The organism is Hyphomicrobium denitrificans ATCC 51888 (genome assembly GCF_000143145.1).
Classification (GTDB): Bacteria; Pseudomonadota; Alphaproteobacteria; order Rhizobiales; family Hyphomicrobiaceae; genus Hyphomicrobium_B; species Hyphomicrobium_B denitrificans.
In genome coordinates this window covers 162595-179275 of the sequence record NC_014313.1, presented here as the reverse complement: position 1 = coordinate 179275, position 16681 = coordinate 162595, and the positions used below count along the sequence as shown (strand labels likewise).

Genomic DNA, 16681 nt, shown 5'->3' with positions numbered 1-16681 from the left:
CTCAGACACCCGGATACCAGGGTTTTCCAGCGAGCAATTCCTGAACGAACCCGACTTTCTTCAGCAGGGCTTTCATGCCGGCGACGTCCAGCCGCTGCGTATTGTGTGAGTTGTAGTCTTGCGCTTCCGTAATGCGGCGTTCGCCGTGCTCTACGAACTTCTCATAATTGAGATCACGTGAATCCGGCGGCACACGATAATAGTCGCCGAGATCATGAGCGACGGCCACTTCCTCGCGTGACAGCAGCGCCTCATAAGCCTTCTCGCCGTGACGTGTGCCGATTTCCTGCACCGGATGGGATTGCTTATCGAACAGCCCGAGCAATGCCTCGGCAAGCACATCGATCGTCGCCGCCGGCGCCTTCTGAACGAAGATCTCACCGTTCTTTCCATGCTCGAACGCGTAAAGCACAAGATCGACGGCATCTTCGAGAGTCATCATGAAGCGCGTCATGTTCGGGTCGGTGATGGTGATCGGGCGCCCCGTGAACATCTGCTCCAAAAACAGCGGTATGACCGATCCACGCGAGCCCATGACGTTGCCATAGCGCGTACCGCAAACGATGGTGTTCGTCCCCTCGCATGTGCGCGATTTTGCGACCATCACTTTTTCCATCATCGCCTTGGAGATACCCATGGCGTTGATGGGATAAACGGCTTTGTCGGTGGAGAGGCAGATGACGCGCGACACCCCGCACTGGATGGCGGCCTCTATGACGTTGTCGGTTCCGCCGACATTGGTCTTCACCGCTTCCATCGGATGGAATTCGCAGCTCGGGACTTGCTTGAGCGCGGCCGCGTGGAACACGAAATCGACTCCACGCATGGCGCCGAGCACGCTCCGGTAGTCCCGGACATCTCCGATATAGAATTTCAGCTTCTCGCTCTGGAGACGCTTGCGCATATCATCTTGCTTCTTCTCGTCACGCGAGAGAATGCGGATTTCCCGGATCGAACTATCGAGAAATCGTCGAAGAACGGCATTTCCAAACGAGCCCGTGCCACCCGTGATAAGGAGCGTTTTATTGTTGAACATGGCGCGCGCTATCATTTGTCCGATGAGATATCACAGTCCAGCCCAACAGAACTATCCAAAACAAAACAGTCACTCCTGAATCAGCTGTCATAAAGAGTTGATTATTCGCCGGCAGATAGAAAAACAAGAACATGCAAAGCACCAACACAATGGCAGATGCATCCCGATGCTGCTCTGTCGCTTCTCGCCAGCAAAATGCTGTTAGCAAGCCCAACGCCGCAAAGATAAAAGGAACGCCATAAAAGCTGACATCGTTTGCCCACCATGTCATGGCCGTAGACCATTTAGCCTTGGCATCCCATCTATCTGATATTTTATTTGTATAAGCTCGCTTTTCGAAATCATCTCCGAGAACGCGCTTACTGAAATGCAGCAGTAGCGGAGAATGACCAATACCGAATGTGCTCGAAAAATCCTCGGTCATAGCTATGGACATACCGAGATATCCCTGGCTGAGATAGCCCGTCGCCATGACGGCAAGAAAATTTCCGTGCTTCGCTTCGGTTCGCAGCACCTGATCTGCAACAGTTTGATTTGACACCGCAACGTCAGAGGTCGCCTTGTCAGCCTTATCCGCCGCCCCCACGTCCGGCGGTGCGGAGTTCGGCACGGGCTGACCTGCACTTCCAACACAATCTGTGGTGCAAGTCTCTTGCTGCAGTTTAGCTGCTAATGAAGATGCGTCCTTTAAACTACTCTCCGCATCACATGCGCAGCGCCAGTCGCCAGCGGAACAAATATGCCCTTTATTAAATTCAGCAACAGCAGGAATTGAGCGGAAAAGCCGAGCGTCCTTACGTTCCATAAACATATAAGCGCCTGCGAAAATAACAACTGCTATAGTCGAAAGCAAACCGAGCAAACGAGAGAACGGAAGATCACGCGAAATAAGCGCCCGGAAAGTTACAATCGGCAAAGTCGCCAAGAGCATAATAACAATATCGGCAATTTCCTTATCCGTACCCCGCAGAAGCGACATACATAGCGCTGACAGCAAGTAAACTGCTAATAGCGCATATTCCTTCCATCGCATCTCGTCCCAGTGCAAAATGCATAAAGGCAGCACAGAAAAAGTGAACGGAGCGAGAAACGCCCGCGCCAAAACATAGATATAGCGATTCCCAGTGGAGTCATCACGAATTCCATTGATCATATCCATATACGCAACGTTCTGACATTGCGCGAGATGAAGCGCGTCCCACGGATTTTTATTCATATAAATCCACGCTGAAGGAAAGAGCAAAACACCACTAGCGATTGCTCCCACCCAAAAGAACGGTCGCCAGGGTATTTGGCGCGTCGAAATGGATATGGACCGCATGCCTACAGAATAGCCCAAAACAAGCATAATTAGGCAGATGCTCATAAAAATAGTAACATAGGATATGTTGGGAGCATCCCACCTAATAGGGCCAAAAAGAAACAGGCCATAGCTCAGTGAGATATAGCTGACCACCAATAGCAGAGGCGCAAAGCGGGCAAGCTGATTTAGTAGCCTCAATAGCATGTCTCGTCCCCCGCGACACGCAGAACCACATTCGAAGCACTCATATGATTCAAATAATAGTCGGCGCCACGTCGGCCGCATTCAGTCCTATACGCTGCATCAGACACAAGGACGCGTAAGTTTTTTTCCAATTGCGCGGCATCTTCAACCGAACAGGAAAGTCCAGCCTTGATTTCCTCATTGATGATCGACGTGTAATCTCCGAACGTCTCCACAGCGCCCAGAATAGGAAGTTGAGCGCGGAAGTAATCAACCGTTTTTGAGGGAAAGTTCGGAACTTTGAAATCGGCCGAAGTAAGAACAATACCTATATCGGCAGCCGCCAATAACTCGCAATATCGACTTCGACTAAGTTTTCCCAGAAATGTTAGATTTGGCAAATTTGCAGCCTGTTGCTCGATCAAGCCAGCAAGAGGACCGCTTCCCGCTATGGCAAAACGCACAGTCGGCAATGTTTCCGAAACACGCTGCGCGAGTTCACCAATACGCTCAATTTCTCTTCCCGGGATCAGCTGTCCACCAAATACGCAAACCACATCACCCGCGCTAAAAGCAAACCGGTTTCGGATTTCATCACGATGGGACAGGTCAATAAGACCGGCAGGCCCCCATGGAAGTACCTGCATCATGCGACCAGAATATTTCGGAAAATATGACCTAAATAACCGGATGTTAGCCGGTGTCATACAGCCCACTTGCGAGTATCGTCCTACTGCCTTCGACTCAAAACTATGAGCCACCACTGCTGCGATTTTTCCCCCTGGCAGTAACCCGAGCTGATACTGAGCAAGAGGGAAAAAATCCCAATACAAAAGTAACGTCTTTTTCGCCTGCTGCTGATAGCACTTCACCAGTCCATCAGTCACGACAGCCGGAGAAAATCCGACGACTAGGTCATAAGCCTGAGGTGGAATAAATTTCTGCGCTGCGCGAGCGGCAAGATAAGAAGCTATTAGCCATTTTGCGCCCTTTCGAACAATATTTGGAAGCCAACTCGGAAAGAACGACAAGGCAGACAATCGCAGCAACCGAGCACCATTTGCCATCGTAACAAACTCGACCGAGTGCTCCTCCTGCCACTCCAGATGAATAACATCGACAGAGTGGCCCGCTCGCACGAATGCGTCGACGAGATCATTCGTCAGCCACCCGTTTGCCGCGTCGGTAGAGAACTTCACGCACACCAGCAGAATTCGACTCATGCGACGCTTTCTAATTTAGCTTTCCAATGCGATCGGCGCACGGCGCGCACGGCAACCATCACAATAAAGCCCCCGAAACCCGCAAAAAGAGTGGCATAGGCGGGCGCCATTCCTTCATAGACAGGCAAAAGCAGAATAGCGACGGCGACTAAAAGAATAGCCTGAGTGAGATCGAATAGAATTGGCATCAGACGCGCCCCTTGGGATATGCCGTAAAAAACAAAAAACACTCCCGCAATACGAAAAAAATCGCCAACAATGCAAGGCAGGACAAACTGCTGAGCGGGCAAGAATGCTTCTGAGAAAAGAACGCGCAATACGAATTCGCGCAGGAGGTAAAACAGGCAAAGCCCCCCAACCATGAGTCCAAGAATCGGATACATGACATGGCGCCAGCGTTTGTCTAAGTCCGCCAGCGAAGTCGCTGCCGAATAATAAGGAAGCGCCTGGTATATCATAAGCATGCCGAAGAACTGCATGTAGACATCGGATATTTTCAATACGGTTTGCCAATAGCCGACGACCTCCCAGCCAAATCGGCCGCCGACAATATCGCGCACGTAAATCTGAGCGAGCGGAACTGCCGCGAGCGAAATGACGACCACGCCCGAATAGGACAATAGGTTCGTGATGTCGTCGCGCGTCGTGGCCCATACGGGACGACGCCAGCTGAGCGGGATGGTCTTAGCTGCAAACCACAGCCCTATGACCGCACCGACCACCGGATAGAGAACAATACCAAGCGCGGCCCCTGCATAATTCCCCGGCCAGACACAAGCGATGAATACAAATGCTCCAACACATGTCCCGATCATATTTGATAATATGATGACACGGCTGCGCTGCATGGCTGTCAGCATGGCTTGCGAGAGATTATTAGCGCCGACGACCCATTGCGTAGCGGCAAGCAGCAGAAACAGCCATGATAGAGTGTTATCCTGAAGCAAAAATCGGGCGAACAGAGCGTTCCCCGCAATGAGCGCAACCGATACGATGATCGATTGCGCGAGATAAATTTTGAATGCAGCAGTCAGACGCCGTTGGCGGTCTTGCTCCGAGACCGCGCTGACAAGGCTCTGGATGAGTGCGTTGGTAGTTCCTCCACCAGCCAACATGCTGACGATGGCGACAACCGTCATCAGCTGCGCCAATTGCCCGAATGCCTCGGGGCCAAATCCAGCAGATATGACCTTGACGATAAGTAGGCCTGCACCAGCCTTCACCACGGTGACCGCAGCAAAGCCTGCCGTCGATATCGGCAGAAACCGTAAAACCGCCGCCCAACGCTTCACGAGAAATGTCATCAACCTGCAACTGCCCCACTACGAAAAACAGGCCGATTCTTAAGAGGACGTTTCGTCTCAAGAAACGAGTAGACGTGACAAATTCGAGGCTCTCTTTTACCGCGCAAAGTCTCGACCAGAGACGGCCTGAGATAACGGCAATCAATCTTCGATGACAACACTTGACTGCTGGGTCAAACGCCGCACGAGCTTGAGTTTAGCGCGAACATTTCTATCCGCTATTGGCGGGTAACTGCAGATTTGGATGAACGTCCCAGATACGCCCGAACCGAATTCGCCAGCCCAAGATTTCGCACGCCGTTAATGCGCCCCTTGAGATAACGCAACGGATGCGACCGCCAATAGAATCTCCGCCGCACACTCTTCGGGATCGACGACTCGAATTTCTCGCTCGGCCCGGCAGGCGGAGGCAGAATGCCATAACCGTTGAGTCCCATTTCCCAACCGTACCGAATATCGACGTCCACCGGACGCGTCCTTGGACGCGACGCCAGCAACTTCCGACAACCCGACTGACTGAGAACGTAGGCGGTCGTTGTCTTCGGAAAATGCGCGTACCGTACCAGCCAGCGCTCGCCGCTCAATTGCGAAAGGCGGCAGTGCGGAAGGCTCTTGACGTCAGACAAGGCGACGATGTCCCACCCTGCTGGCAAATGCTTGACGCAAGTCTCCACGACCTCATGAAAGTCGCTCGCCAGGATAGCATCGTCCTCGAGCACAACGGCGTAAGGCAATCCGCGCGCGACAATGTTTTCAGCGGCGATGAGATGACTGGCGTAACAGCCGATCTCACCCGGCAGCAGCGATACTGTTCCGCTGAAATTTGCCTTCAGTCGCTCCGGCACCGCTTCGCCACGAACCGCTTCGATGCGTTCGAACGGACCACCAATCTGACCGCTGATATAGGCGAGGCGATCTGTAGCTGATGCGAGGTTGATGACGAAGACTTGCATGCGCGCGGGACAGGAATTATCCAGTTGAACCATCCCAGTGCAATGCGTCGCGATTCGCCGTCAAAGTCGGACGAGACGGCAAACGACAACGTGGCTCATATGCTTTCAGCAGCATCCGTCTACTCCATCGCGGAAAAGCTTAGCCAAAAAATCCGTGACAATCCAGCACGCGCACTCTTCATTGCGTTTCTAGTCTCGATCTTTTTTCTCAAAGGAGGCGTATCCCAAGTCGTTGCCGTCGCGTGTTTCGCCGTCAGTTGGATTTTGATCTTTCGCAAACCGCGCAGCTCCGAATTGCCGACGCCGCTGATGGCGCCCATCGTCGTTGCGTTTCTCATCGCGAGCGAGATGCGCCTGCTATTGCCTCCCTACGGGAGTGTCAAAAACGCCAAAGATCAATGACTTAATTGATGGTGGGACGCAAAATGTGCCATCGGTGTTTCTTTGCGTCGCAAGCCGTAGTGTCCCACCTAAACCACCACTATGAACGTCGCTATGGCGAGGCAGACACAAAACACCCACGTCCCGGGGCAGAGGGCAGCCTTCATCGTCCGCCATAGAGCTTGACCAGGGAAGCTGCGAGGGTTGTCCACCCGATCTTGTCCGCGATCGCTGCCAGAACCATCGCTATACCAGCTCCCGCCGCCATGTAATCGCGAGGCTGCCAGGTTGGGCGTCCTTCGGCCCTCTCCGTAGTCTTGGCTCCAAGGTGCCGAAGTTGACCCTGGATGTTCCCTAAGCGGCTTTCCACGCCCAGCATCCAGTTCATAAGCCAGGGCGGAAGCGACCCGGGAGAGTCCTGCATTTGACATGTTCTTTCGTTCCGGTTGTTGGAACGCGGGCACTAGTAGTTCAGGAGAGCGTTACGGGGTTCGTCTTGAGAGGGTGCAAGAGCGTTGCCCCAGATCGACGGAAGGCCGTCTGAGTAGAGGGTTTCGCCCGTCGTGGCGCTGCGGATGCTCCCAGGTTGAAAAACGTTCGTGACAGGCGCCGGATGGCCATAGCTCCCAAGGTCGCCAGAAACGCCCGTGTAGCCCTGTTGTCCAAGCGACTGCTGTGCTGCGACTGGATCTCTCCCATTGCCATGGAGCGCAGTCAGGTAATCATCCACGGATGCAAACGGACCTTGCGCATCGACCGGGAACACGCGTGATCCGGTATCTGTAAGAGCCCGCTCTGAGGCGACGGCGGGGCTTTCAGAGAGATAGACACCGGGGCCGAATGAGCCTTCGGAGCTCGGCTTAAAATTCCGGAAGTCCTCTGCCGCCGCGGTCCCGTGATACATGCGCTGCGGCGCCTCGCGAAGGGCGCCAGATGAAAGCGCTCCTTTTGGTATAGCCGCTGCCGGGTTCATCGCATTCCCGCCGTACATCGACATCAGGAGGGTGCGCATATCGTCGGCATTGCCCGGTGCATCTGGGCCTTGTCCGAAGGTTCCTGGATTGGAAGGCGTGCCGAAGAGACGAGAAAGTGCGTTGATCGGCTCTTGGATCATTCCAGGAATTGCAAGCCCGAGAGATTCCGTTCCGTCCGGGTTTGCGTAGGTCCCGAACGGCAAAAACGACATCCGATATGTTAATTCGGAGTCCTTCTTATTCTGTGGAGGAACGTAATCGGGCATTTCTCGCGATTCCTCGAATTAGATACTCTTCCGATATGGATCAGAAAACACTGAGAGAACTTCTCGACTACGATCCGAACACCGGCGTGTTCTTGTGGAAGATTTCGAGAAGCAATAGAGTCAAGGTCGGAGATGTCGCCGGAAGAACAAACAATACCGGCTACAAAGACATAAGTATTGATAGCAGACGCTATCTCCAACATCGGCTTGCTTGGCTTTACGAGACTGGAGCGTGGCCCGTTGCTGAGATCGACCATATCAATGGCCAGAAAGGCGACAATCGGCTTGCCAATCTTCGCGAGGCCACACGATCCGAAAACCTATATAACCGTAAAAAGCCCCCGAGAAATACATCTGGACTCAAAGGCGTTTGTTGGCGCGCCGATAGAAAGAAGTGGTTTGCGCAGCTACGAGTCAACGGTAATCAGATCAACATCGGTTGCTATGACACGAGAGAAGAGGCGTATTCGGCTTATTTGACAGTCGCCAACCAATACCATCGCGAGTTCGCAAACTTTTAGTTCTTGGCGAGAGCCTCACGAGTTCGGGCAAATGGCGTCGAAGACTTTGTTGTGAGCGACGACCGCGCGCTTCGTCGGCTCGGTGTCGGCCTTGCTCCAGCCTATGGGCTTAAAGGAACGGCAGCCGGAATCGACGGGCACGCTCGAGCAGCCGCTAATCCCTACGGTAGCGATCAGTAAGCCTGTCAGCAGGAAGGGTTTCGACCGAGCGGCGAGCGGCTTGAGCTTTTTCGACATTGGCTTGTGTCCGTTGTTCTATCTTCGCGACTGTCTTTGCCGCTCCGATGCTTCTTTGTTCGTACGCAAACCATGTGATGAGACTGGCGATCAGAGCTCCACCAAGAATGAGTTTGCCGCCAACCTTGTCGAAGAAGAATTCGAGAATGTTTTCGATCACGACCATCAGACCGCTCCCTCCATCTCAGTGACGGGAACCGGCAGCGGCTGCACGCCAGTCGCAGCGTCTTCGTGCCGCCACTTCCTGATCCAATTCGAATTCCAGGCGATGCGCAGCACCCAGTAGGCGCTGAGCGCCGCAACGACGAACCAGATTTTTGAATATGAGAAAGTCGCGAAATCGAACCCTGTCTGAAGGGACGATTTCAATGCGCTTGCCGAATGCGCTAACTGCTCATGCGGTGGCAAAGCATCTGGCAGAGACGGCAAGAGTTGATTGGTTGTATTCGAAATCCCCGTCTTGGCTATGTCGGCTTGAATTGTCTTGGCCGTCGCCGCGATATCCGACACCTGATCGACTTGCTTCTGCGTCACGATCTCAGGCCAGATAAACACCATGTCAGCGGTTCGCTTGAACGTCGCCTCGCAAACCTTGTTCGACTGGTTCCCGCCGACACCGGTTATCGTCGTCTTCGTCCACTTGGTGACGAACGTAACGTGATGGCCTCCGGTCCGCTTCATAATGCAACCGCAGCCGACGCGAGGTTCTGGTATCCGTGTGCCGAACCTTGTCGCCGAGTACGCGAGCAATCGTTCCGCCTTCGGGATAGGCGTCAGATCGGCGCCCGCGCGTTTCAGACACCAGAAATAAAAGGCTGCGCACCAGGCGATCTCATCGGATTTAACGTCGGGCCGATCCACGCCCGCGAAGTAGTTGATGATCGTCGCATTTGCGGCCGGCCCAGCGATCTCTTCGACGTCCGACTGCTCTTGTTCCCATGCGATATCGAGCCATTTAGTCATTCCATCTTCTCCCCCGTGAGGCCCGCCGTCATGTCGTTGACAGCGCCTTCAACGCGTTCAACCTGACTGGTGATGGCTTCGAGCTTTTCCGTGTGAGCGATTGACTCTTCGCTGAGAGCGTCGAGGCGCGCGTTAATTCCGGAGAGGTCGACTTCGGCCGCCGGAGCGGTCGGCGCCGGATCGTCCCCGCGCTCGAGCCGGAGCGCCTCCGATATCGCCCGCGCTTCCTGCTCACTGATCCGCCGTGCGTGTTCCGGAGCGCGAGCAACAGCCGCGTGCATCACCCGTTCCGATCCATCCTCTATCGTGACGGCGTACCAGCCCATCTCTTCAGGCTCTCGCATCGAAGTCTCTCCACATGCGCTCTTCATCGATTTGCTGGGCGCGGTCCTCGTCAACCCAGACAGGCCCGCCGTTTCGGCTTCTTCGCCAGGCGGCGCGGTAGGTCCGGTCTTTCGGAAGGTCGTCGATGTCGACAATCTCGATCGCCGTTCCCAAATGTCCGCAGTCCCGTTCCGCGATGATCTCGATCGCCTGCCGCCGGCTGCATCCGCCGGTCATCATCATCCGGGCGTATCGATAAGCGGCTCCGGGCTTCACGCCGCGGGCAAGCATCCGGTTGAACTGGACGATCCAGAACCACCACGCCCGTCCGTGCCAGGGATGAAACGGATCGGCGGCCCCGCGCATCAAATAGCTGATGCCGCTCTCCGCCGGGCAGGTGACGGCGACCGTTCCACCCGTTCTGGTGTCGAGGATCCTCTCCCGCGTCATTGATCGCCGAGCCCCGAGAGATACCAAGCCGTTGGGTCTGTATTCGAGGGCGATGAACTACCGAGGGTGTAGCAGAGACCGGTAATTGCTCCTGCGGACTGCGACGAGTCGTACACCCATCCAGCACGCCCTTGCGTGGTGTCCGGCCCCCGGCAGGTAACGTGACATGCCCAGTTCGCACTGGAAAAATCCGTCGCGATCGTTGCTGTCAAAACGCCCACGTTCGCATCGGTTATTGACGTGTTGTTGTATGAGGCCACGACGGTCGGGGTGCCGCCCGATACTGTGGCTTCCAGCCACCATTTCGGAGAACTCGGATGGAACTGCTGAGTTGCGGGCGTGACTGCGGTATCGGTTGCCGTTGAGGTTTCCTGCACCGCCTGACTTGCCGTCTTGACCGTTCCGGCAACTGAATTGGTTGCGCTCTCTGGCACCCAAGCCGAGTCTCGGAACTGATAGTTCAGATTTTCATCCGCGACGTACGCGAACCATCCGCAATCCGTGTACGGGGTGAAGTTCACCCAGGCTGCAGATCCACCGTGATACTGCACGATGTCGTGCTGGGAGAAGGTCGACCATGCGCCGGATGGAGATGACGTGAGGAGATAGAACGCCCCATGCTGCGGAGAGACCGGCGGGGCCGAAAGCCTATCCGTGATCGGAATGATGCCCTGAGCGACTTTGATGAAAGGCGAGGTGTGGGAAACGACGCTCCAGTTTCCACCATCCGACCTGAGTTCGATGTCTTCGCCGTTGAGCGCCAGCGCATATCCGGTCGAAAACGATTTCGAGCCTTCGGAAATGAGCTGCGAGGATACAGTTGCCAGGATCGCCTGATTTGCCGATCCGGCGTGCTGGACCCGAATGCACCAGCCGTTCCCCATTGCGACCGCAGACGGCAGGGTGAGCGTCACGTCGCCTGATGAGCAATTGATTTTGAACAGGCTGTTCTGATCGTCTTTGACGACCGTGTAGTTCAGGGATTTCGTGACGACGGGAAACGATGCGGTGACGGCAACATCGCTGGACGATGCAGAAACGACGGCGCCGGGGATATTATCGTGCGTCGCAATGGTGTTGGAGCTGCTGTCCTTGATGACGATCTTATACGGTGCTGTCCCGACATAGATCAGGGTCCGGGTGATGCCGTTGGTTGTCGGATAGCCTTGGGAATCCGTGACAACCGAGGTTCCGAGACTTGCGGTCAGATCGGCATCGGCATAGACCGTTTTGGCATTAGTGGTCTGAGCGTCATAGAAATAGATCGTCGCTCCAGAGATCGGAGCACCGGTTGAATCATCTGTGATGCGTTCCCCAGGGGGGAACACATAGGTTGAGTCAGTCATGCGGGGGGTCCTAGATGAGAGAACCGGTATTCAACCCGGGCGGGATTGCCGCTCTGGTTGTCATCATCGGTACGCTTGCGTTTTGCTTCTGGTACGGATCTTACGTTCGATCCTGGATTGATTCCGGATCGTGGTGGCTACTGGCGCTCGCTGGTGTCGCGCCCTTCGTTCTCGGCTATTTCGTCGGTGATGCGCGCGACCGGGAAGACTATCACCGTATTTTCAATTGGCTTGCGCGGAAGTTTGGCTCTCGATGAGAGGCTGCCGCGTGTTCTGTCCAACCGCATTCAGGATACGGATGATCGTATCGCGCTGAGCGGCCGTCGTTTGCCGATGGTTGGCAAGCTGTATCAAGGCATTGACGTAGGTGTCACGATCAATCCCCCGGGCCGTCAGGATACGCGCTTGGTCCGCCATGATGCGCCCGGCACGTTCCCCCAGGGCATTATTCATCAGAGCGTTTACGCCGCGCCGCGCGATCGCGAACACGAGTTCCCCGGTCGACCTCGGAGCCTCGGTATTCACGGGCGCTCCGGCGCCGACCGGCAATCGGCTTTGCCCCGCCTGACGCCGCGCGGTCGCTGAATTCCGCATGATCTCATTGAAGCTTTCGGCCATGCGGTTTTCCGCATCGACCATACGGGCCAAGTGATTGGCGTTTCGTCCACCTGCAATTTGCGCAACGTTCTGCCTGGCAAACTCGCTGTTAAGCGCACGCCTCGCGGTGGCATCCCCGTTGGTTCCGAAGTTCGTTGCCGCGCGGCCCATGATCTGGCGCAGGTTATTGCGCGCGCCGTGGCGGTACATGGTCTGACCGGCCTGTGAGAGGTTCGAAAGTTCGTCAGCAACAATGTTTGGGTCGCGCTTTGACGTAAACACGGTCGAACCCAGTTCCGCCGCTTCCCGGCCTTCCAAGCCATCTCCGGCAATGGCTCGGCCTCGGGCCCATGAGCTTTGCGTGGGATCTGCCGCGTTCAAGTGCGTGTCGACGGTGGTGCGCAGCTGGCGGGCAAGATTGCCGTAAATGCGGGCTTCGTTGCTCCCCCGCTCCGCGCTGCGCGCCAAATCATCCACGGCGCGTTTGAGATAATCGTATTCCAGACCTGTCGGGACAGCTTCGGGTGCTGTTCTCTGTACCCCCGTCATGGCCTGCATCGGATCATTGACGGGCCGCAAACGGAATTGCTGACGATAGCCATCGGCGCGCGCGAGCGTCTGAGCCCGGTTGAACGCTGACGCTGGGATGCTGTCGAGCACATTCTGGATTTCGGGCGTGATCGGAATCGAGGTGTTGTGAAACTGCTCGTAATGCGGTTGTGCGGCTTGACGTGCGCCAGTGTTCACCGCCTCAACGAATTGGCCGAGGTTTCGCTCTGGGCCGAGTGCTCGGTCGACCCCGGCGCGGATACGGTCGGGAGCATCGGCACGACGTGCATTGAGTTCACCACGGACGATCGGAAGCTGGGGACCGTGCGTGTTGGCGAGCGTCTCAGCCGATCCGCGAAGATCCTCACCCATATCGAGCAGCATGCCTTGCGGGCCGAGTTCCTGGGCCTCTTGCGCATAGCGCTGTGGCGTTAGACCTGACGATGCAATGTCGTCGGCAACGCGATTGACTGCGCCTCTTTCAAACGGTTGGAGAGCGGGCGGCAACGTCGCGCCTCGGTTCGTAGCGTAGCTGACGGCGTTGCCGATCCCTCGGGCGACAACTGGAGCGACGCCACCCACAGTTCCGCCGATGGCTGCGCCCTTCACCGCATTCAGTACGCGGTTTTCACCCTCCCCTTCGCCGCCGCCGTACAGCGCGCCATACCCGGCTCCCGTGAGCGCGGCATTGCCTATTTCCGGCAGCAAGGTCGTACCGCGAAAGACGCGAGCAGCGCCAAATGGAGCACTGGCGACGACGCCCCCGACCATCGCGGCGCCCTTCTCGAGGCCACTCGCATTGTTGTCGATGTAGCGTTGACGAGCGTCCTGATAAGCCTTTGCCTCATCATAAGGCGCACCGATGCGGCCGCCGCTGACCTTGTTCAGTCCTGCATCGATCCCTGCCGACGCTTCATCGAGCCAGGATCCGAACGGCAGATATTGCGCCGGGCTCGCATGAGGTGCAAAGCCACCGGCCGCTTCCTTCGCGACGCGTTCGTCCATTCTCTTGTCGAGATCGGATCGTTGCGGTTGTTCGGGCTGCGCCGCTGGTGTTTTTGGGTCCGGAACTGCCGATTTCTGCACGTACGCCATGATGTCGGCATCCGATGCATTGTCCGGCGCATTGACTTCATACTGCGCGCCGTCTGGGCCACTCACATGGAATGTGGCCATCAGTTCACCCTCTTGATGGTCCAGCCGTTATTCGCGGGCGCTTGGGGGGCCGCGGGAACGGTTCCGGGAGTCGTCGGCGTTCGCGTTGCTTGCGTCCTCGCCCGATCCATCCCCCTCTGCACGATTGCGGAATAATCATCGAGCGCGCGGTCGAAGTCTTCCTGGCTCTGTGCTCTGTCCATCCGAGCGAGCGCTTGCGTTGCCTTCGATCCCTCCGCTTCGGTGATCTGGCCGCCACCGCGAAGCGAATTGAAGGCTTGCAAGAAGACTTGCCCCTTTGCCTGATCGACCAGATTGACGAAACCACGCTGTTGAGTTCCCGGGATGCCGGGCAGGACGCCATAAACGCCGACACCGTATTGCTTTCCCGGATGCTTGCGGATCGCATCGATAGTGTCGAGCGCCAACTGTGCGTTATCGATTTGGCGCGGAAGATCGGCTACGGCCTTACCTTCGGCTTCGCCTTGTTCTCGGAGGCTCGCGGCACCGGCCACGTCCTTATTCACCGTCCTGATGGGCTGGCCCGTCGCCTTGTCGATGATTTGCGTTCCGGTTCCGGTATCGATTTCGCCCGTCCCGCGTGATGGCGTCAAACCTCCAAGCTCCGTGCGCTTGACCTGCCCTCGTCCACCAAACTGAACCGCTTCATATCGGCCGGTATCAGGGTTCAGGAAGATCGCACCGGTTTTGCCGTAGGCTTCCCCGCCGTTCGCCGCTTCCGTGTTCAGCTTGTTGATCTTGGCTCGCGTTTCTTGAAGGGCCAGATCCTTCGCTTGGCTGTCTCGCGGGTCGAGGTACATTCCCGCTTGTGCTGCCATGAGCTTTGGACCATTGGCGGGGTCCAGTTCTTCCCCGGTCAATGCCTGACCCGGAAACATCTTTTGATGAGTTGAAATCAAGTTCTGATAGGCTTGCGCCCGGCGGGGATCGCCTACTGGGAACGCCTGATCGATCGCCGTGGCTCGTTTCCCGAACAATTCGACATTCTGACGGTCCGCCGCCTGTTTGGCTTGGCCTTGTTCAAATGCAAATTGCTGATCGGCTCTGTCAGAAGCCCGTTGTTGAAGGCCGAACTGCCGGTTCTGGTTGTTCTGCTGCATGATGCTGTCGAGTGCAGCGTTGACCGGCTCCAGGTTGATCCCTTGGCCGGTACGATAAGCTGGGAGCGGAATGTAAGCCATTAATCAGCCCTCGCAAACGCACCGAAAAGGCTGCGAGCGGCACGGTTATATGCTGCTGCAGCGTCTTCCTTAGTCTTATAGTTTCCGAGAAAGTGATGACGTCCATTCTTCATAATGGATGCGGAAAACATAGCACCACGGCTGTTTTTCTTCACGCCGCGATACCCTGTCTTCGACTTGCGAATTACACTGTTGGCGACATTTTCTCCGTAGGTCGCCTCTCGTAAATTCTCCATCCGATTGTCAGATGGATCGCGATTGCAGTGGTCGATCAGAAGTTTTGGAAATTCGCCATGAACATACAGCCACGCCAACCGATGCGCATAATGGCAGACGCCATCTATCTTAATCTTGCGATAGCGTTTGGCGTCGAGAAAACCGGCAACGGCTCCTTTCTTTCTCATTCTGTCAGTCGGAGCAATCCAACGAAACTCCCCGATCTCTGGATCATATGAGAGAAGTTGCTTGAGACGTTCTTGATCCAGCATCACTTTACTCCGTTGTAGGCGCCGTAAGCCTTGGCGCCTGTCCCGAGCACAGCGAGCACGTTGTTCAGACCAGCGTTACGCGTGCCGGCCATCGCGTTTCCGAAATTTATCGCATTGCCCGCTTTGGTCGCGCCGTAATCAAACGCGTTTTGGCCTTGTGCCGTTCGAACACCGGCCTGCTGTCCCGTGGCCGAGAGGCCCGTCTGGCCCATGCCCTGATATCGGTCGAGCACGTCGTTGTAGTTTTGAAGCAGAACACGTTGACCGGCGAGCGCCGCCGTTCCGGAAGCGCCCATGCCCCGAGCATTGAGGTTTTTCAGGACCGCGTTGGTGTCTTCACCAAGCTTTCCGGACCAGAGCGGATCGGACGTGATGATGTCCTGAGCCGATGACCTCGCGTCGGTGCCATTGAGCCCGAGAAGATCGCCGTACATCTTCTGACCGGCGGTTCCTGACGACACGTACGGATCGAACGAACCTGCCGCCTGATCGTAGTACCCCTGCGAGGTGTTGTAGCCCTGATCGAGAGCCGCGTTGGCGTTCTTATTGGCCTTGTTGATATCAGAGCGCGCGGAGGCGCCCGTGAAGTCCGAAAAGAACCCCATGGGATTTCCTTATTCAGTCAGAGGGAGACGGCTAGCGGAAGGACACAGTGGCGCCGATAAGCCCGATTGCGGTGCCAGCGTTGAACGTCGTCGAAATGTTTGCGGTCGTGTTCGCTATGGCCAGGAGGCTGGCTCCGGAGAGCGCCCCTTCGCTGGCCGTTACTTGCGCTAGAGCAAAGTCCTGCGTTGCCCCGGTCCATGCAACAGAAGAATATGTCCCGCTACCAAGTCGCGCGGCTGACACAGCAAAGCCACCGGCAGGAACGAAAACCGAGGTATTGACGACTTTATTCCAGGTCGATCCGTTGAAGTCCTGATCGATACTTGTGGCGACTGGGACGATGCTCTTGAGCCGCGTCGCGGCATAGACCCCGATAACCGATGTCCATCCGCCCCCCGCCGAAGTCGTGATTGCGATGTTTCCAGAGGTGCCGGTCGGAACTTGCGCGATCCATATCTCGACCGGCAGGGTGTTATTAAAATACCAACTGATGGCGCATCGCGTCGCGCTGACGCCGCCGATGGTCACCGACGTAACCGGAGTTGCTGTCGTGAGGCTCGACGTTAGTGAAACGATGATGCAACGGTCACTGCTAGCCGTTCCGAACGACACGCCGGTAT

20 protein-coding genes are annotated in these 16681 nt (G+C 56.2%); 3 read left to right on the top strand and 17 right to left on the bottom strand.

Translation table 11 applies throughout. The features are described from left to right. Position 1: 1 nt before the first annotated feature. The 5 genes from HDEN_RS00875 to HDEN_RS00855 form a co-directional block, all read right to left on the bottom strand. A complete protein-coding gene (locus HDEN_RS00875; RefSeq protein WP_013214230.1) occupies positions 2–1036 on the bottom strand; it encodes a polysaccharide biosynthesis protein in 1035 nt (344 codons plus the stop codon). After that, on the bottom strand, positions 1023–2543 hold the full coding sequence (locus tag HDEN_RS00870) for a hypothetical protein (RefSeq protein WP_013214229.1): 1521 nt from the start codon (positions 2541–2543) through the stop codon (positions 1023–1025). Before HDEN_RS00870 ends, HDEN_RS00875 begins: the two co-directional genes overlap by 14 nt. After that, positions 2534–3745: a glycosyltransferase gene (locus tag HDEN_RS00865; RefSeq protein WP_013214228.1), complete on the bottom strand. Its 1212-nt coding sequence runs from the start codon at positions 3743–3745 to the stop codon at positions 2534–2536. The genes HDEN_RS00870 and HDEN_RS00865 overlap by 10 nt, the downstream gene beginning before the upstream one ends. Continuing rightward, positions 3742–5049 carry an O-antigen translocase gene (locus tag HDEN_RS00860; RefSeq protein ID WP_013214227.1) on the bottom strand — a complete coding sequence of 436 codons (1308 nt, stop codon included), beginning with the start codon at positions 5047–5049 and terminating at the stop codon, positions 3742–3744. Before HDEN_RS00860 ends, HDEN_RS00865 begins: the two co-directional genes overlap by 4 nt. A 218-nt stretch (positions 5050–5267) precedes the next feature. Continuing rightward, entirely contained in the window at positions 5268–6002 is a 735-nt protein-coding gene (locus tag HDEN_RS00855) for a glycosyltransferase family 25 protein (protein WP_013214226.1), read from the bottom strand. Between HDEN_RS00855 and HDEN_RS00850 the strand changes: the two genes are divergently transcribed. Then, positions 5997–6404 carry a hypothetical protein gene (locus HDEN_RS00850; RefSeq protein WP_150103160.1) on the top strand — a complete coding sequence of 136 codons (408 nt, stop codon included), beginning with the start codon at positions 5997–5999 and terminating at the stop codon, positions 6402–6404. The two genes, HDEN_RS00855 and HDEN_RS00850, sit on opposite strands and share 6 nt — an antisense overlap. 142 nt (positions 6405–6546) lie before the next feature. On the opposite strand, the gene HDEN_RS00845 is transcribed toward HDEN_RS00850, so the two are convergent. Next, complete coding sequence (locus HDEN_RS00845) at positions 6547–6807, bottom strand: hypothetical protein (RefSeq protein ID WP_013214224.1); 261 nt, start codon at positions 6805–6807, stop codon at positions 6547–6549. 39 nt (positions 6808–6846) lie between these two features. Further along, on the bottom strand, positions 6847–7569 hold the full coding sequence (locus tag HDEN_RS00840; protein WP_150103159.1) for a hypothetical protein: 723 nt from the start codon (positions 7567–7569) through the stop codon (positions 6847–6849). Positions 7570–7658: 89 nt separating this feature from the next. Between HDEN_RS00840 and HDEN_RS00835 the strand changes: the two genes are divergently transcribed. Further along, a complete protein-coding gene (locus HDEN_RS00835; RefSeq protein WP_013214222.1) occupies positions 7659–8144 on the top strand; it encodes an HNH endonuclease in 486 nt (161 codons plus the stop codon). A 154-nt stretch (positions 8145–8298) separates the two neighbouring features. Here HDEN_RS00835 and HDEN_RS00830 read toward each other — a convergent pair whose 3' ends face one another. From HDEN_RS00830 to HDEN_RS00810, 5 genes are read right to left on the bottom strand one after another with little or no spacing between them, the layout of a single operon-like run. Next, positions 8299–8547 carry a hypothetical protein gene (locus HDEN_RS00830; RefSeq protein WP_013214221.1) on the bottom strand — a complete coding sequence of 83 codons (249 nt, stop codon included), beginning with the start codon at positions 8545–8547 and terminating at the stop codon, positions 8299–8301. Further along, entirely contained in the window at positions 8547–9344 is a 798-nt protein-coding gene (locus HDEN_RS17640) for a TIGR02594 family protein (protein WP_013214220.1), read from the bottom strand. The genes HDEN_RS00830 and HDEN_RS17640 overlap by 1 nt, the downstream gene beginning before the upstream one ends. Then, the gene (locus HDEN_RS00820) at positions 9341–9688 is read right to left on the bottom strand and encodes a hypothetical protein (protein ID WP_013214219.1); all 348 of its coding nucleotides are present in this window, start codon (positions 9686–9688) and stop codon (positions 9341–9343) included. Before HDEN_RS00820 ends, HDEN_RS17640 begins: the two co-directional genes overlap by 4 nt. Further along, positions 9675–10118 (bottom strand): hypothetical protein, encoded by a 444-nt coding sequence (locus HDEN_RS00815; protein WP_013214218.1) that lies wholly within the window; start codon positions 10116–10118, stop codon positions 9675–9677. The genes HDEN_RS00820 and HDEN_RS00815 overlap by 14 nt, the downstream gene beginning before the upstream one ends. Next, positions 10115–11464 (bottom strand): DUF2793 domain-containing protein, encoded by a 1350-nt coding sequence (locus HDEN_RS00810; RefSeq protein WP_013214217.1) that lies wholly within the window; start codon positions 11462–11464, stop codon positions 10115–10117. Before HDEN_RS00810 ends, HDEN_RS00815 begins: the two co-directional genes overlap by 4 nt. A gap of 14 nt (positions 11465–11478) precedes the next feature. Here HDEN_RS00810 and HDEN_RS00805 point away from each other — a divergent pair, with 14 nt between their 5' ends. Next, positions 11479–11721: a hypothetical protein gene (locus tag HDEN_RS00805; protein WP_041921476.1), complete on the top strand. Its 243-nt coding sequence runs from the start codon at positions 11479–11481 to the stop codon at positions 11719–11721. On the opposite strand, the gene HDEN_RS00800 is transcribed toward HDEN_RS00805, so the two are convergent. The 5 genes from HDEN_RS00800 to HDEN_RS00780 are packed head-to-tail and all read right to left on the bottom strand — an operon-like array spanning position 11687 to position 16673. Further along, on the bottom strand, positions 11687–13786 hold the full coding sequence (locus tag HDEN_RS00800) for a hypothetical protein (protein WP_013214216.1): 2100 nt from the start codon (positions 13784–13786) through the stop codon (positions 11687–11689). The two genes, HDEN_RS00805 and HDEN_RS00800, sit on opposite strands and share 35 nt — an antisense overlap. Beyond that, complete coding sequence (locus tag HDEN_RS17635) at positions 13786–14967, bottom strand: hypothetical protein (RefSeq protein ID WP_013214215.1); 1182 nt, start codon at positions 14965–14967, stop codon at positions 13786–13788. Before HDEN_RS17635 ends, HDEN_RS00800 begins: the two co-directional genes overlap by 1 nt. Beyond that, positions 14967–15455: an HNH endonuclease signature motif containing protein gene (locus HDEN_RS00790; RefSeq protein WP_013214214.1), complete on the bottom strand. Its 489-nt coding sequence runs from the start codon at positions 15453–15455 to the stop codon at positions 14967–14969. Before HDEN_RS00790 ends, HDEN_RS17635 begins: the two co-directional genes overlap by 1 nt. Next, on the bottom strand, positions 15455–16060 hold the full coding sequence (locus tag HDEN_RS00785) for a hypothetical protein (RefSeq protein ID WP_013214213.1): 606 nt from the start codon (positions 16058–16060) through the stop codon (positions 15455–15457). Before HDEN_RS00785 ends, HDEN_RS00790 begins: the two co-directional genes overlap by 1 nt. A gap of 31 nt (positions 16061–16091) precedes the next feature. After that, entirely contained in the window at positions 16092–16673 is a 582-nt protein-coding gene (locus HDEN_RS00780; RefSeq protein WP_150103158.1) for a hypothetical protein, read from the bottom strand. Positions 16674–16681: the final 8 nt, after the last annotated feature.

Coding starts and splice junctions, on each gene's coding strand:
- HDEN_RS00835 (WP_013214222.1), top strand. CDS start 7,659: ATGGATCAGAAAACACTGAGAGAACTTCTCGACTACGATCCGAACACC.
- HDEN_RS00840 (WP_150103159.1), bottom strand. CDS start 7,569: ATGTCGTTTTTGCCGTTCGGGACCTACGCAAACCCGGACGGAACGGAA.
- HDEN_RS00790 (WP_013214214.1), bottom strand. CDS start 15,455: ATGCTGGATCAAGAACGTCTCAAGCAACTTCTCTCATATGATCCAGAG.
- HDEN_RS17635 (WP_013214215.1), bottom strand. CDS start 14,967: ATGGCTTACATTCCGCTCCCAGCTTATCGTACCGGCCAAGGGATCAAC.
- HDEN_RS17640 (WP_013214220.1), bottom strand. CDS start 9,344: ATGACTAAATGGCTCGATATCGCATGGGAACAAGAGCAGTCGGACGTC.
- HDEN_RS00855 (WP_013214226.1), bottom strand. CDS start 6,002: ATGCAAGTCTTCGTCATCAACCTCGCATCAGCTACAGATCGCCTCGCC.
- HDEN_RS00805 (WP_041921476.1), top strand. CDS start 11,479: ATGAGAGAACCGGTATTCAACCCGGGCGGGATTGCCGCTCTGGTTGTC.
- HDEN_RS00815 (WP_013214218.1), bottom strand. CDS start 10,118: ATGACGCGGGAGAGGATCCTCGACACCAGAACGGGTGGAACGGTCGCC.
- HDEN_RS00810 (WP_013214217.1), bottom strand. CDS start 11,464: ATGACTGACTCAACCTATGTGTTCCCCCCTGGGGAACGCATCACAGAT.
- HDEN_RS00875 (WP_013214230.1), bottom strand. CDS start 1,036: ATGTTCAACAATAAAACGCTCCTTATCACGGGTGGCACGGGCTCGTTT.
- HDEN_RS00870 (WP_013214229.1), bottom strand. CDS start 2,543: ATGCTATTGAGGCTACTAAATCAGCTTGCCCGCTTTGCGCCTCTGCTA.
- HDEN_RS00865 (WP_013214228.1), bottom strand. CDS start 3,745: ATGAGTCGAATTCTGCTGGTGTGCGTGAAGTTCTCTACCGACGCGGCA.
- HDEN_RS00845 (WP_013214224.1), bottom strand. CDS start 6,807: ATGCAGGACTCTCCCGGGTCGCTTCCGCCCTGGCTTATGAACTGGATG.
- HDEN_RS00860 (WP_013214227.1), bottom strand. CDS start 5,049: ATGACATTTCTCGTGAAGCGTTGGGCGGCGGTTTTACGGTTTCTGCCG.
- HDEN_RS00800 (WP_013214216.1), bottom strand. CDS start 13,786: ATGGCCACATTCCATGTGAGTGGCCCAGACGGCGCGCAGTATGAAGTC.
- HDEN_RS00830 (WP_013214221.1), bottom strand. CDS start 8,547: ATGGTCGTGATCGAAAACATTCTCGAATTCTTCTTCGACAAGGTTGGC.
- HDEN_RS00785 (WP_013214213.1), bottom strand. CDS start 16,060: ATGGGGTTCTTTTCGGACTTCACGGGCGCCTCCGCGCGCTCTGATATC.
- HDEN_RS00820 (WP_013214219.1), bottom strand. CDS start 9,688: ATGCGAGAGCCTGAAGAGATGGGCTGGTACGCCGTCACGATAGAGGAT.